Genomic DNA, 13,932 nt, shown 5'->3' on the forward strand with positions numbered 1-13,932 from the left:
TCCCCGCCTCCTATCTTGAGTTGTCCACGGTATCGACGTCGACGGCGTCGTACTCCGGATGATTGCCTACGAATTTAACGTAGACGACCCCTGCCGCATAATTGATGGACGTCACGATTCTGAGCTTGTTGCCTGCACAGTTGAAAACGACCCGCCCCCCTGGGCGGATGCTGGCGTTTCCAAAGGTGGCCTTGACATCCATTGGGGTTTTCCATCGCTGCCCTTTGGCGATCCTGTGCCAGGCGGACAGGGGATCTCGGGCATAGGCGTTTTCTGGTGTCCTTTCCCAATAATCACGCAATAATTTGATGGAAATGACGTGCATATGAATGACGTCTAATTTTTGGACATATCCTTGTCAATATGTCATTTTCCAAAATAGAAACTATTATGCTGGCATTGCTCGATCCATCAGGAACGCACAGGAGCTTGCTGTGGAAAAGGTGGGGCAGGGCTGACCGTAAAAGAAAAACGGCTCCGGTGACTATCGCGAGTAACCGGAGCCGTTATTAATCCGAGCCCTAATTTGTTAACATTTTGCCGCCGCCCCTCCGACCAGCAAGCGTTAGCGGGTAAGTGGCGTTAACTATTTCTTCGTCGGAGTAATAAGTCGGCTGGTGCCCCCACCATGACTCGAACATGGGCAAACCAGGATTAGGAAGCGTTTAGATTTCAGAAAACCGGCCAGGCACCGACCGGAATGTGTCCGGATTTGTAAGGTTTGTGCCAGACATGGTGGCGTTTGGGGTGAGCCCTTCTGAGATGCATTGCGGCCGTGTGCAAAGAAAGTGATGGAGAGAACCGTCAAGTTTAGGCGGAAACCTCATGCCCGAGGCGAATCAAGGATTGGGTCGTTTCGCGACATCGGCTTCCAGCAGCATGCGCACGTAGCGGGTATAGGGCACCCCCTTGGCCTTGGCCTTGGCTTTGACCGCCTCGAGCAGGCCCACGGGGATGCGCATGTTGAGCGCCGCGTCCTTGGGTTCAATTTCAAAACGCATCGGCTTGAAGCCGGAAAGGTCGTACTGTGACAGGTCGGCCTGCTCGACAAACTCCTCGGCCTCCGCATCATTGCGCAGGGAAGGCATCTGCTTAGATTTGGCTTTCATAGTGTGTGGTCTCCTTCTTGTGCATGTAGCGGGCGCTGATCGGACGCAGCTTAATCCAGCCGTCGATTTCCCGCATCATGAATACGAGGAAAACATATCGTCCGGCGTGAGTTTTGCCGATGGCCCGAATACGAGGTTCTTCGGGACATGGGTCGGGCATCACGGCCGGTTCGCCAAGCAGCACCTGCTCGATTTCTTCGCGTGACACGCCGTGCTTGCCGCATTTCGGCCAGTTGCCGCTGTCCCAGTCGAATCCCGCGATTTTCATGTTAAAAGTGTAGTCATTTGTGTAGACAAGCGCAACCGGGTCGCTGAGCTTTTTTTCTGAGTATGTTTCTGCAAGGGGGGATGGCCGGGTGGCGCGGGAAAAAAGAAAGGTTCCGGCGAGTTGGTAACTACGCGGAACCTTTTTTGAATCTGGTGCCCCCACCATGACTCGAACATGGGCAAACCAGGATTAGGAATCCTGTGCTCTATCCACCTGAGCTATGGGGGCACGTTGTGGAGGAAATTTCTTAGGCGAGGCGGGGGGCAAAATCAAGGGGAAAGTGGGCGGGACAGCGCCGACCGTCACAGGCGGCGGGGCAGGAACGCGTTGAACATCAGTGCGGCATGGTGTATTTTCCCCGTGTTGTTCTGGTTCGGGTTCTGAAACGCGGTCAATGCAGGGGCGGTGCGCATGGAAAAGGATACGCGGGATGCCATAGGAAACGCCATCTTCGACTACGCCATGGCCGGCGGCAGGTTCGTGTCCCTGACCGAGGACGCCGGGTTCGTGGAGCTGATCAAGAACGTGCTCTTCCGCAGCCTCGGCCTGCCCCGGACCAGCTTCGTCCAGTACACCCGCCTCGACGACCTTTTCGCGCTCCTGCGTCAGGACATACAGGCCAAATACGTCGTCTGCCTGGACCGCAACTCCGCCGAATCGACCCTGGCGCAGATCATGGACACCGTCCAGCGCCTCTGCCCGGCCGTGCGCATCATCGTCCTGACCAAGGAAGTGGACCAGTACACCACGGCCCTGCTCATCGAACAGGGCGCCCACAACATCATCACCAAGCCCATCTCTGTGGCCTCCTTCGCCGAGAAGCTGGCCTTCACCATCGCCCCGCAGGGCCGCCTGAGCAAGCTCATCGACAAGGGCAAGCGTTATCTGGACGCGGGCAGTTGGGGCGAGGCCATGCTCGTGGCCGAGGAAATCCTCAAGCAGAAGCCCGAGAGCGCGGCGGCCTACATGATCAAGGGCGACGCCTACCGCGGCATGGACATGATGGCCCGGGCCGAGGAGATGTACCAGCTCGCGGCCAAGAGCTCCGAGCTCTACCTGGCGCCCCTGAAGCGCCTGGCCATGCTCTACGAGCAGTCCGGGGACCCGGAGAAGCAGCTGCAGTACCTGCGCCGCCTGAACGAGATAAGCCCCCTCGACACGCAGCGCATCCTGAACATCGGCGAACTCGAGATTTCGCGGGGCAACAATTCCCAGGCCGAGGAGATGTTCGAACAGGTCATGAAGCTGGCCAAGAAGGAGGCCGCCGACATGCTCTCCAACCTGTCGAGCCGCATCGCCACCATCTGCGCCAACCGCGACCCGGACATGGCCATCCGCTACTCCAAGCGCGCCCTGGACCTGCGCGGCGGCGAGCTGACGGCTTCGGACATCGCCACGGTCAACATCCTGGGCATCTCGCTGCGCAAGCAGGGCAAATGGCGCGAGGCCATCGCCGAGTACCGGCGCGTGCTGGCCGTCATCCCCGACAACCCGGGCCTGCTCTACAACATGGCCCTGGCCTACAACGAGGGCCGGGACATCCCCAAGGCCCTGGCCATGATCCGCAAGGCCCTGGAGGTCGACCCCGGCCTGCCCGACTCGGGCAAGAACGTGGCCTACAACATCGGCACCATCTTCGAGAAGGCCGGCCTCTCGGGCGAGCAGTTCTTCAAGAAGGCCTACGAGCAGGACCCCAACGACAAGCTCATGTGGGAGGCCCTCAAGCGCTCCCAGGCCCTGGCCTGAGCGAATTTCTTCGGGACCCGTCAGACCCCGCCCATGGCGGACGGCCGACGGCGCATCCCGATCCACCAACAAGGAGCATCCATGGCAGCACATCCCCTCGCCGGCACGCCCGTGCCGGAAAGCCTGCGCATCAACGTGCCCAGGCTCGTGTCCGACTACTATACCCTCGAACCGGACCCGTCCGCGCCCGACCAGGCCGTTGCCTTCGGCACGTCCGGCCACCGCGGCTGCGCCTTCAAGGCGTCCTTCAACGAGGCGCACATCCTGGCCATCACCCAGGCCGTGTGCGAGTACCGCGCCATGCAGGGCATCGACGGGCCGCTCTTCGTGGGCATGGATTCCCACGCCCTGTCCGAGCCCGCCCAGCGCACGGCCCTGGAGGTCCTGGCCGCGGCCGGCGTGGACTGCCGCTTCCAGCGCGGTCTGGGCTACACGCCCACGCCCGTCATCTCCCACGCCATTCTGACCTACAACCGTGGCCGGACCGCGGGCCTGGCCGACGGGCTGGTCATCACGCCGTCCCACAACCCGCCCGAGGACGGCGGCATCAAGTACAACCCGCCCCACGGCGGCCCGGCCGGGACCGACGTCACGGGCTGGATCGAGAAGCGGGCCAACGCGCTGCTGGCCGACACGTCCGTTGTCCGCCGCGTCCCGCTGAAGAAGGCCCTGGCGCAGGGGCTGTGCCGGGAGCACGATTTCATGGGCCCGTACGTCGAGGACCTGGCCAACGCCATCGACATGGAGGCCATCAGGAATTCGGGCATCAGCATCGGCGTCGACCCCCTGGGCGGGGCCGGGCAGGCCTACTGGGAACCCATCGCCGAACGCTACGGCCTGAACATCCGCGTGGTCAGCACCGTCGTGGACCCGGCCTTCATGTTCATGAGCCTGGACAAGGACGGCAAGATCCGCATGGACTGCTCCTCGGCCGCGGCCATGGCCAAGCTCATCGCCCTGAAGGACTCCTTCTCCATCGCCTTCGCCAACGACCCCGACGCCGACCGTCACGGCATCGTCACGGCAGGGCACGGCCTCATGAACCCCAACCACTACCTGTCCGTGGCCATCGACTACCTGCTGACGCACCGGCCGGGCTGGCCCGCGGCGGCGCAGGTGGGCAAGACCCTGGTCACCAGTTCCATGGTCGACCGCGTCGTGGCCTCCCATGGCCGCACGGTCCGGGAGGTGCCCGTGGGCTTCAAGTGGTTCGTGGACGACCTCCTGGCCGGGACCTGCTGCTTCGGCGGCGAGGAGAGCGCAGGCGCGTCCTTCCTGCGCCGCGACGGCGGCGTGTGGACCACGGACAAGGACGGGCTTCTGCTGAACCTGCTGGCGGCCGAGATCACGGCCGTGACGGGCAGGGACCCCGGCGACCTCTACCGGGAGCTGGAGTCCCGCCACGGCAGCCCCATCTACGAGCGCCTGCAGGCCCCGGCGAACATGGCCCAGAAGAAGGTTCTCTCGTCGCTCACGCCCGACCGGGTCACTTCGGCCGAGCTTGCCGGCGAGCCCATCCTGGCCAGGATCACCCACGCCCCGGGCAACGGCGCGGCCATCGGCGGCCTCAAGGTCGTGACGGAAAACGGCTGGTTCGCGGCGCGGCCCTCGGGCACCGAGGACATGTACAAGATCTACATCGAGAGCTTCCTGGGCCGCGAGCACCTGGAGCGCATCAAGACCGAGGCCCAGGAGATGGTCGACGGGGTGCTGAAGGGGGCTTAGGAGACCGTAGGATTCTCTTCCGCACTGGTTCCTGCGAAGCGCGGGTTCTTCTTAGGGTAAAGGCCCGTCGTCCGTTTGCGGATGGCGGGCCTTTACCCGTCGTGCGGGGAGGCTTCGGAGGCGAAAGTCATGGATTCCCGCCTGCGCGGGAATGACATGAGGTATGTCGAAATTGATGTGATTTGGCGGCCTGTCGGACATCGCTGCGCACGTACTGGCCATCTCCGCGTCATTCCCGCGCAGGCGGGAATCCATGCCTTTGCCTGTGTTCGGGCACGGCATAGATGTGGCTTTGGGCCTGGCCGGGCAACGTGCGGCATTGACGGCCCGCAACCGCGTCATTCCCGCGCAGGCGGGAATCCATGCCTTTGCCTGTGTTCGGGCGCGGCATAGATGTGGCTTTGGGCCTGGCCGGGCAACGTGCGGCATTGACGGCCCGCAACCGCGTCATTCCCGCGCAGGCGGGAATCCATGCCTTTGCCTGTGTTCGGGCGCGGCATTGATGTGGCCTTGGGCCTGGCTGGGCAACGTGCGGCATTGACGGCCTGCAACCGCGTCATTCCCGCGCAGGCGGGAATCCATGCTTCGGCCGTGTCCAGGCCGTGACGAAAAACGCCCGCCTTCGTTTTCGAGGGCGGGCGTCGCGCTGTCCGGGAGGGTTGTTATTTCTTCTTGGCCCGCTCGCGGCGCAGCCAGTCGTACCAGGCGTCCATGCCCTGGCCGGTGGTGGCCGAGAGGGTGAAGATCTCGATGTCCTTGTTCACGGAGCGGGCGAAGGCGCTGGCGCGTTCGACGCTGAAGTTGACGTAGGGCAGCAGGTCGACCTTGTTCAGGATCATGACCTTTGATTCGGCGAAGATGAAGGGGTATTTCTCGGGCTTGTCGTCGCCCTCGGTCACGCTCAGGATTGTGACCTTGTAGTCTTCGCCGACGCTGAACTCGGCCGGGCAGACCAGGTTGCCGACGTTCTCGACCACGAGGATGTCGATGCCGTCCAGGCCCAAGGAATCGGCCGCGTCGCGGACCATGGCGCTGTCGAGGTGGCAGCCGCCGGCCGTGTTGATCTGCACGGCGCGGGCGCCGGTGGCGGCCACGCGGCGGGCGTCGTTCTCGGTCTGGCAGTCGCCCTCGATGACGGCCATGGAAAATTCGTGCTTGAGATCCGTCAGGGTGCGTTCCAGGAGGGTGGTCTTGCCCGAGCCCGGCGAGCTCATCAGGTTGAGGGCCAGGATGCCCTGCGCCGTGAAGCGGGCGTTCAGGTCGGCGGCAACGGCGTCGTTGGCCTCCAGGATGTTGCGTACCACATCGACTTTCATGCAATCCTCCAGGTTATTCGGCTTCGATGTTCTCGATGTACAGTTCCCGCCCCGAGATGATCTCGTGCCCGAACTCCGTCGCGCACTTGGGGCAGGGCATGATCAGGCGCTCCTCGTAGGAGGGGCTGAACTCCTCGCCGCACTGCCGGCAGCGGACGGTCATGGGCTTGACCTCGCACTCGACCTTGGCGCCTTCGAACGGGGTGTTCACGGTCAGGACCTCGAAGGCTGTCTCCAGGGCTTCGGGCACGATGGCCGAGATCTGACCGTAGACGATCTTGACGTTCAAGAGCTTCGTCAGGCCGTGCTTGGCCATTTCCTCGCGGATGATCTTGATGAGGCTCTCGGCGATGGACAGTTCGTGCATGTTTTCTCCTTGTGTGCTACGAGCGGCGCTCCGATGCGTAAGCCGTGTCCAGGGCGTTGTCCAGAGCGATGCGCGCCCGCGTCATGGCTCCGCCGGCGATGGTCACGCGGAACATCTCCCAGTCCTGGTGGTTGATGATGTCGACAATGCCGCGGGCGTCGGGGCCCAGCAGGGGCAGGAGGCCTTCGAGGTCGCTGTCCACGTCGACGAAGCCGCCTTCGTGCAGGAAGTCGAGGACGTTGCCGGCGGCCTCGCATTCGTAGGTCGCCAGATGCGCGGTGCAGGCCTGCATGCGGTCGTGGTCGAGCCCGACCAGATGGCCGTAGACACGGAAGTCGTGAGGCATGGGTCAATCCTTGGGGTTCAGTCCGGCAGGACGAAGCACGTGTAGCCCTCGCGGGAAAGGACGGAAACGAGATACGGGTCGGCGAAGCGCCTGTCCAGCAGGATGATGCGGGAGGCTCCTCCGGATACGTTCCAGGCCGGTACCTGGATGCCGATGCGGGTGCCCGGGCCGCTGGCCCAGGAGGCGCTCGCCATGCCCTGGTGCAAATCGTCCTTGCTGCGCAGCAGTTGCAGGAGGGCGCTCAGGTCGGCGGGCAGGCCCTGGCCGAAATAGGCCTCGGGATTGGCCGGGTTGATGGCTCGGATGAGGTCCATGTGCGTGGCCACGGGCACGTAGATGGAATCCCGGGGTCTGGCGGGCAGCCGGGAAAGTTCGTTGAAGGCGTCCAACTCGATGACATTGACCTGGGCCTCGTCCAAGACCTCGTGCAGGCCCTGGGGCAAGGGCGATTCGCCCGGAGTCTGTCTGGCCCAGACCATGTTGACGGTCTTTCTGCCCCCCATGTCCACGATGGCCATCTGCGGGGACTGCAGGGTCAACCCGACTCCGGACCTGGTCAGGACCAGGTCGCGGTCCGCGGACCACAGGCGGAAAGCGCGGGGGGATGCCTGGGCCACCTTCTCCAGCACCTCCTGCAGGGACCAGCGGGGCGAGACGGTGCAGACCTTCATGCCCAACTTGTTGGCGTTGGCGATCCAGTCGGCGCTTTTGGGCACGGGGCAGAAAAGGATCTTGTCCCCCCAGGGCGCCTCCACCAGCGGCGTCTCGAAGAGCTTGACATGCAGCCAGCCCGAGCCGGGAAGGGGGAACATGCTCTCGTCGCCGGGCATGAACGTGAAGCGCATCTCCTTCAGGACGGTCTTGATGAACGGAAGGCCCGTCTGCGGCGTGCGGGTGTCGGCAGGCCCGGTCGCGTTGGATGCGGAGGGCGCCGCGTTGGCGACTTCGGGTTGCGCAGGCTCCTGCGGCCGGGATTCGGGGAGCGGAGACGGGGCCGGTTCCGGCGCGGGGCCCGCCTGCGACACGGCCGGCCCGGCCGCTGCGGGGGACGGTGCGCCGGACAGCCCTTGCATGGACGTTCCCGTCTGGTTCGCTACGGCCTCGACTCTCGTATCCGGCGAAACCGGCACGGCGACGATGGTCACTGGCTTGGCGGGTGCCGGGGTTGGATCCGGCGCCTTCTCGACCTGCGCGGGCTTCTGCGGGGGCGTCGTTTCGGCGGGAGCCGTGGCCGGGGCAGTGCCTCCCTTGACCACGGGCAGGATGATTTCCTGCCCGGCGCGCAGGGTGTTGGTGTCGGGGATCGAGGGGTTGAGTTCCAGGAAGAGGTCCATGTACTTGCCGAAAATCAGGCTCGCAGGCACGCCCTGGTGCTGCAGGATTTCGACCAGGGTGTCGCCGGCCTGGACCACGTAGGCCCGCTTTTCGTAGGTGTCGGGCGAAATGTTCGGGGACGGCCGGGCAGGGGCTGGCGGCGCGGCCGCGACGCCCTCGGGAAGGCGGATGATCTGGCCGGGCTTGAGGCGGTTCAAGTTCGGTATATTGGGGTTCAGGGCCTGTATGCCGGGCATGAGCTGCTGGATCTGCGTGCCCGAGTATCCCTTGTCCTGCAGGATCTTGAAGAGCCATTCGCCCTGCCGGACGGTGTGCTCCTGTCCGGGTTCGGCCTCGACGCTGATGTTCTTCTCAAAAAAAAGACGCAGCGGTTTTTCTGAAAAAGCGGGCCTGGTTATGCTTGTCAGGAAGCACAGGCCGATAATAAGAAGAACTGCACGTCTCATGATGTTTCGAACGGGGCCTTGTTTCACATGGTGGTTATTTCCGGCAATGGAAACAAGGATATAGCAAAAAGGATCGTGGCTGTCACTGCACTTTGCGTGAGGGAATCACCCAATTTTTCAAGGAGAAAACCATGTATGTAGGCCTTGCCATGCAGAAGCATGTCCCCACCATCACCTCCGACACCTTGATCATCAAGGCGGACCGGATGATGGAGGAGAACAAACTCTGGATTCTGCTCGTCGTCGAGGGCGGGAAGCTCAAGGGCTATGTGGCCAAGGAGGACATCCGGGCCGCCCTGCCGTCGGGTGCGACCACCTTCAGCAAGCACGAGCTCAATTACCTCTTTTCCAAGCTGACGGTGAAGGATCTGGTGCGCAAGGAGATGCCCACGGTGCATCCGGAGACGGAGATCGAGGTGGCGGCCAAGATCATGCACGACCGGGACCTGGCCGGGCTGGCCGTCGTCGATAGTGACAGCCGCCTCAAGGGCTACATCAGCCGCAGCTCCATGCTGGCCGTGCTGGTCGAGGAGATGGGGCTGGAGTTGGGCGGCAGCCGCATCGCCATCGAGGTCGAGGACCGCAAGGGCGTCATGGCCGACCTGAGCCGACTCTTCTTCGACCTGGGCGTGAACATCCTGTCCACCTCGACCTTCTACCGCGACAGCAAGCGCCTGATCGTCTTTCGCATCCTGGCCGAAGACATGGCCGCCATCGCCAAGGTCGTCACGGACAAGGGCTACAAGATCGCCGGGCCGGAATACTTCGCGCACGAATGGGCCTAGGCCGGACCGCCTCGCCGACCGCAGGGACGTTTCTTCACGGAGCGTCCCTTTTTTTGCACCGTTGTCCGGCAGCCTAGGCGTAACTGACCGTGAGCCCCACGCCGACCTCGCGCAGGGGTGCCGCTCCGGCCAGGGCGATCTTCGAGTGCAGATCCGTGCAGTGGCAGGGGCTTAGGCGTTGCGGGGCGAGGGTGCGCAGATGCGCGACGGTCCCGTGCAGGCGTTTAGCCGAGGGGGACAGGAGGTGCAGGCCGCCGATGACGTCCTGGATGCGGGTCTCGCCGGTCAGGGCGACGGCGTGGTCGACGATGTTGCAGACGCCTGCATGGGAGCAGCCCGTGACGACTACCAGCCCGTCGTCCCCTCGCCAGACCAGGGCCGAGTCGTCGGGGAGCAGGTCGGGACTGTCGTCCCCTTCCTTGGTGCCGATGCCCGGGGACACCTCGAAGGCGTGGCTGCGCGGGATTTCCCCGAGGAAGAGAAGACGCTCGCCCATGGGCAGGGGCGCGGCGGAGAATTTCAGGGCGAAGTGCCGGGAGAGCTTGCACGGCTCCAGCAGCGGGCCGAGTTCCGGGTTGCCGCCTTCGCAGATGCTGCGGAAGGCCGCCGGGTGAGCCACCAGGGTCGGGCGGGAGCAGGGGCGGCCTTCCAGGCGCTCCTCGCACAGGTGGCGGGTCAGGGCTTCGAGGCCCCAGGTGTGGTCCAGATGCCCGTGGGACAGGACGACGGCGTCGAGGTCCGAGAGCGTGATCCTCATCTTGCGGGCGTTGTCCAGGAAGAGCCCGGAGTAGCCGCAGTCGAAGAGGACCTTCAGGCCTTCGTCCTCGATGAGCAGGCAGAGGCCGGGCTCGGCCCGGAAATAACGGTCGATGAGGGTGGCGTTGTCCACCAGGACGGTGATCTTCATGGCGTGGTGTCCGGGCCGGATGTCCGGCCCGTGGGTCACTTGACGAAGGAGCAGCAGTAGTCCGTGAGGGTCCGGACCTTGAGGGAGAACTTCGAGTTGGCGGGCACCTCGAAGGACGTGCCGGCGGCGAAGGCCTGCCAGGCGTCGGCGCCGGGCAGCAGCACATCCAGCTCTCCAGCAAGGATCTCCATGATCTCCCTGTCGGCCGTGCCGAATTCGTAATCGCCGGGGAGCATGACGCCGAGGGTCTTTCTGGACCCGTCGGGAAAGACGATGGTGCGGCTGGTGACCTTGCCGTCGAAGTAGACGTTGGCCTTCCTGATCACGGTGACGTTGGCGAATTCGGACATGGGATCCTCGTGGCGTGCTGGGGTTGCGGCCGGGGCCGGGGCGATGCAGCCTTCTAGCAAAGCCCGGCCCGGCTTGTCACCCGTGTTGCACGGCACGAAAAAAGGCCCCGAAGGGGCCTTTGGTCACTGCAGCTTGGAGGTGATGTTGTCCTTGATCCAGTGCGGGTCCCACCATTCGATGGGCTGCACCTCGAGGCCTGAGACGAGCATGCCGAAGTGCAGATGGTCGCCTCCAGCCATGCCCGTGGCGCCGGTCTTGCCGATGATCTGGCCGCGCTGGACGGTTTCGCCCTTGTGCACGTGAATCTCGCTCAGGTGCGAGTACAGGGACTGGATGCCGAAGCCGTGGTCCAGGACGACCACGTTGCCGTAGATGCCCATGAACTCGGCCAGGACGACGCGGCCGGTGTTGCCGGCGGGCACGGGCGAGGTGGCCAGGGATGCCAGGTCCACCCCGAGGTGGGTCTGGTTGTCCACGGCCTGCCCGCCATGCATGTACGTGCGGTTGTCGGCGAACCCGGCCATGGGCGCGCTGTTGGGCAGGCGGACGAAGGGGCCGTCCCAGAGCTTCTGGGGCACCGTGTCCTTGCCGAGCTGCAGCAGGTAGGCGACATTCTTGGCCCTGAGTTCGCTGTTGACCTTGAGGAAGATGTCGATGGGCTGGGTCTGGTCAGGGAAATACTGCGTGAACTGACCCATCTTCGACTGCAGGAAATTGTCGGAGATGTTGATGCTGTCGTGCTTGAACGCCTTGGCCTTGGGGTTGAAGAAGAACCCGATGGACACCTCGTTGCCGGCCAGGTCGCTGGCCACCAGGGCCGGGGTCAGGGTCTTGACGTCGGCGTCGTAGGGGATGGCGAAGAAGCACAGGTACTTGCCCGGTTGGAAGGGAAAGCCCGGGAAGAAGTGCTCGCCCATGCGCACGCCGCTTCTGCCCAGTTCTTCGTCGGTGCTGTAGACCAGAAGGCCCGTCCCGCCCTGGTTCACGTTGTGCTGCCCCGAGAGGACGGAAACGACGGGAGGCTTGGAGTCCACGGTCATGTCGCGCTTGAAGTCGGCCCTGTTGCCGTGGCCAAGACGATGCCAGGAGTTATCCTTGACCGTGACGGCGAGGGTAACGGCGCCGTTGGACACGTTTTTTGGCAGGGAGAAGGTCTCGGTCAGGTCGCGGGTTCCCTCGGGGAGGTCCTTCTTGACGATGTCGATGGTGTTGCCGTTCTGCGTGGCCGTGACGTGCAGGAGCCTGAGGCCCGAGTCGGCATCCGAAGCCGTCACGGTAAACACGGTCGACGCGCCCGCCGTGGACTGGTCGGGCGTCACGGACAGGGTCGGCGGGTTCCACTCGCCCTTGACGTAGTAGAGGGCTCCCAGGGCACCGGCCAGCAGGAGGAAGACGAAGAAAAAGGCGAAGGATATTCGGCTGCTCATATTGCAAACTCGCTTATGTTCTGTGTTCTTTCGGCAAAGGGGCAACATCCGCAGGGCCTTGGGCGCAAAAAAAATGGGAGCGCCGCAAAGGCGTTCCCATGCTACGGACGGGGGGGGCTTTTGGCAAGTTTTGTCGGACTTCAGCTTTTCTGCAAGGACTCCGCCGCCTTCTGCAGCAGTTCGACGCGGGCCAGACTCCGCCGCCAGGCCGCGGGTATGGCCTCGAACCCGTACCAGGCGCCGGCCAACTGCCCATAGGCGGCCATGGCGCGCGGTCCGTGCGGCAGGCACAGGGCGCAGCCGTAAGCGAAGGATTCGCTTCCGGCAAAGGCGTTCACGGCCGCGGCCAGCGCCCGGCAGGCCGGGTGTTCGCCAGGGGCCGGAGCGGTCCCGCACAGGCTCGCTGCTTCGGGGCAGAGGTCCGCGGGAGGCTGCGGGCGCAGGACGCGCTGCTTGTCCGCTCCCGTCAGGGCTTCGTCCAGCATGGCCGCCAACAGTCTGCAGGCGTCCACGCTCTGGCGGCCAGAATGGGTGATGCGGGTGGCGCGTGCGCAGGCGTCCAGGGCCGCTTCGGTCGCACCTGCGAAAAATATTGCCGTCGGCGCGACGCGGGCCAGGCACGCATCGCCCTGGGTCAGGTCTTCGTCGATGGGGTTCCAGGTGCGCTCGAAGCGCATGATGGCGGCCTTGACGGTATCGTCGATGCGGTCGCAGGTCTCCCCGGAGCTCTGGTAGCCGTAGCGGAACCAGCTGGTCAGGCGGACCATCTGGTCGCGCTCGTCCACGCCGCCGCATTCGGCCAGGCTCTCGGCAAGGGCCAGGGTCATGGAGGTGCCGTCACCCCACAGCCCGCTCTCCAGGGGCACCGTGACGGGCGGGGTCGTTCCGGAAAGTTCGGCCAGGGCCTCGCACACGGCCAGCCCCGTCAGGCAGCCGAGGGCCTTGTCGGCATCAGGCTTCGACACCGCCGACCTCCGTGTCGTACTTGCGTTGCACTTCGTCGTAGGCGTTGGCCAGGTCGCGAAGGATGGTCAGGGTTTCCTGGGCTTCCTTGAGGTCCAGCTTGCGGATGGCGAAGCCGGCGTGGATGATGACGTAGTCTCCCAAGGTTGCTTCCTGGTCCAGAAGCATGAGGGAGGCGGTCACGAAGGTCTCGCCTTCGCCGACGCGGCACTGGGCAACGCCGTTCTCGATGGATTCAATTTTTGCGGGAATGGCCAGACACATGGTTGCCTCCTTCAGTTGGGTGTGCAGGTTCCGCCGGCCGAGAGGATCTCCCTGACCACGGACTCGATCATGACGGGCATGGCGCGGTCGGCGGTTTCCGAGAGCTCCAGGGCCATGGTGTGGTAGTCGAAGGGCTCCATGCCGATGACGATCGCCTCGGGCCGGTTGCCGACCAGTTCGCACATGCCCAGGGTGTCCACCAGGTCCGTCTGGTGCATGGAGTCGCGGAAGGCGAGGCTCTTGCGCAGGTCTTCGCCCATGAGACGGTACACGGAGCCGGGCGCGTCGCCGCACAGGACCGCGTCGCAGACGATGAGGTAATCCGATTCGAGGATGGATCCCATGAGCTTCGTGCCCAGGGTGCCGCCGTCCAGGAGGCTGACGTTGTCAGAAAAGGTGAAGTCCTGCTGCATCCTTTCGATGCAGCGCACGCCGATGCCTTCGTCGGTGAACAGGATGTTGCCCACGCCGAGAACGAGAATGCGCTTGTCTGCCATGAACTGTTCCGTGTTGGAAAATGGGTGACGATGTCCGCTTCGCCGCTTGTGCTACGCAAAAACGGGTTCCGGTTCAAGGA

At 64.1% G+C, this 13,932-nt stretch carries 16 protein-coding genes and 1 tRNA gene; 3 read left to right on the forward strand and 14 right to left on the reverse strand.

Annotated elements, in window-relative coordinates:
* Positions 1 to 10: 10 nt before the first annotated feature.
* The 4 genes from ACYQ3G_RS07415 to ACYQ3G_RS07430 form a co-directional block, all read right to left on the reverse strand.
* Positions 11 to 325, reverse strand: a complete 315-nt coding sequence (locus tag ACYQ3G_RS07415; protein WP_459824282.1) for a type II toxin-antitoxin system HigB family toxin — start codon at positions 323 to 325, stop codon at positions 11 to 13.
* Positions 326 to 839: 514 nt separating this feature from the next.
* The gene (locus ACYQ3G_RS07420; protein WP_459824284.1) at positions 840 to 1,109 is read right to left on the reverse strand and encodes a BrnA antitoxin family protein; all 270 of its coding nucleotides are present in this window, start codon (positions 1,107 to 1,109) and stop codon (positions 840 to 842) included.
* Entirely contained in the window at positions 1,093 to 1,542 is a 450-nt protein-coding gene (locus ACYQ3G_RS07425) for a BrnT family toxin (protein ID WP_459824286.1), read from the reverse strand. Before ACYQ3G_RS07425 ends, ACYQ3G_RS07420 begins: the two co-directional genes overlap by 17 nt.
* Positions 1,528 to 1,605 (reverse strand) — tRNA-Arg (locus tag ACYQ3G_RS07430). Before ACYQ3G_RS07430 ends, ACYQ3G_RS07425 begins: the two co-directional genes overlap by 15 nt.
* A gap of 183 nt (positions 1,606 to 1,788) precedes the next feature.
* Here ACYQ3G_RS07430 and ACYQ3G_RS07435 point away from each other — a divergent pair.
* Together ACYQ3G_RS07435 and pgm are read left to right on the forward strand one after the other, a co-directional pair.
* A complete protein-coding gene (locus ACYQ3G_RS07435) occupies positions 1,789 to 3,123 on the forward strand; it encodes a tetratricopeptide repeat protein (RefSeq protein ID WP_459824288.1) in 1,335 nt (444 codons plus the stop codon).
* An 81-nt stretch (positions 3,124 to 3,204) separates the two neighbouring features.
* Entirely contained in the window at positions 3,205 to 4,848 is a 1,644-nt protein-coding gene (pgm, locus tag ACYQ3G_RS07440; RefSeq protein ID WP_459824290.1) for a phosphoglucomutase (alpha-D-glucose-1,6-bisphosphate-dependent), read from the forward strand.
* A 662-nt stretch (positions 4,849 to 5,510) separates the two neighbouring features.
* Here pgm and hypB read toward each other — a convergent pair.
* Genes hypB through ACYQ3G_RS07460 form a run of 4 tightly spaced genes read right to left on the reverse strand, consistent with a single transcriptional unit; the run spans position 5,511 to position 8,658 of the window.
* On the reverse strand, positions 5,511 to 6,164 hold the full coding sequence (hypB, locus tag ACYQ3G_RS07445) for a hydrogenase nickel incorporation protein HypB (protein WP_459824292.1): 654 nt from the start codon (positions 6,162 to 6,164) through the stop codon (positions 5,511 to 5,513).
* Between the two features lie 13 nt (positions 6,165 to 6,177).
* Positions 6,178 to 6,531, reverse strand: coding sequence for a hydrogenase maturation nickel metallochaperone HypA (gene hypA, locus ACYQ3G_RS07450; RefSeq protein WP_028577460.1), 354 nt, complete (start codon positions 6,529 to 6,531; stop codon positions 6,178 to 6,180).
* Positions 6,532 to 6,547: 16 nt separating this feature from the next.
* Positions 6,548 to 6,877, reverse strand: a complete 330-nt coding sequence (locus ACYQ3G_RS07455; RefSeq protein WP_459824295.1) for a hypothetical protein — start codon at positions 6,875 to 6,877, stop codon at positions 6,548 to 6,550.
* A gap of 17 nt (positions 6,878 to 6,894) precedes the next feature.
* Complete coding sequence (locus ACYQ3G_RS07460) at positions 6,895 to 8,658, reverse strand: type IV pilus assembly protein FimV (protein WP_459824298.1); 1,764 nt, start codon at positions 8,656 to 8,658, stop codon at positions 6,895 to 6,897.
* Positions 8,659 to 8,789: 131 nt separating this feature from the next.
* Here ACYQ3G_RS07460 and ACYQ3G_RS07465 point away from each other — a divergent pair, with 131 nt between their 5' ends.
* Positions 8,790 to 9,443, forward strand: coding sequence for a CBS domain-containing protein (locus ACYQ3G_RS07465; protein WP_459824301.1), 654 nt, complete (start codon positions 8,790 to 8,792; stop codon positions 9,441 to 9,443).
* Between the two features lie 73 nt (positions 9,444 to 9,516).
* Here the strand turns inward: ACYQ3G_RS07465 and ACYQ3G_RS07470 are convergent, their stop codons facing one another.
* The 6 genes from ACYQ3G_RS07470 to ACYQ3G_RS07495 all read right to left on the reverse strand — a co-directional run bounded on the left by ACYQ3G_RS07470 (position 9,517) and on the right by ACYQ3G_RS07495 (position 13,852).
* Positions 9,517 to 10,350: an MBL fold metallo-hydrolase gene (locus tag ACYQ3G_RS07470; protein WP_459824304.1), complete on the reverse strand. Its 834-nt coding sequence runs from the start codon at positions 10,348 to 10,350 to the stop codon at positions 9,517 to 9,519.
* Positions 10,351 to 10,385: 35 nt separating this feature from the next.
* On the reverse strand, positions 10,386 to 10,700 hold the full coding sequence (ppnP, locus tag ACYQ3G_RS07475; RefSeq protein ID WP_459824307.1) for a pyrimidine/purine nucleoside phosphorylase: 315 nt from the start codon (positions 10,698 to 10,700) through the stop codon (positions 10,386 to 10,388).
* Between the two features lie 123 nt (positions 10,701 to 10,823).
* Entirely contained in the window at positions 10,824 to 12,128 is a 1,305-nt protein-coding gene (locus ACYQ3G_RS07480; RefSeq protein ID WP_459824309.1) for a M23 family metallopeptidase, read from the reverse strand.
* 140 nt (positions 12,129 to 12,268) lie between these two features.
* Entirely contained in the window at positions 12,269 to 13,093 is an 825-nt protein-coding gene (locus ACYQ3G_RS07485; protein ID WP_459824311.1) for an ADP-ribosylglycohydrolase family protein, read from the reverse strand.
* Positions 13,080 to 13,355, reverse strand: coding sequence for a HypC/HybG/HupF family hydrogenase formation chaperone (locus ACYQ3G_RS07490; protein WP_459824313.1), 276 nt, complete (start codon positions 13,353 to 13,355; stop codon positions 13,080 to 13,082). Before ACYQ3G_RS07490 ends, ACYQ3G_RS07485 begins: the two co-directional genes overlap by 14 nt.
* A gap of 11 nt (positions 13,356 to 13,366) precedes the next feature.
* Positions 13,367 to 13,852, reverse strand: coding sequence for a HyaD/HybD family hydrogenase maturation endopeptidase (locus ACYQ3G_RS07495; protein ID WP_459824316.1), 486 nt, complete (start codon positions 13,850 to 13,852; stop codon positions 13,367 to 13,369).
* Positions 13,853 to 13,932 lie beyond the last annotated feature (80 nt).

It is taken from the genome of Desulfomicrobium salsuginis, assembly GCF_054657795.1.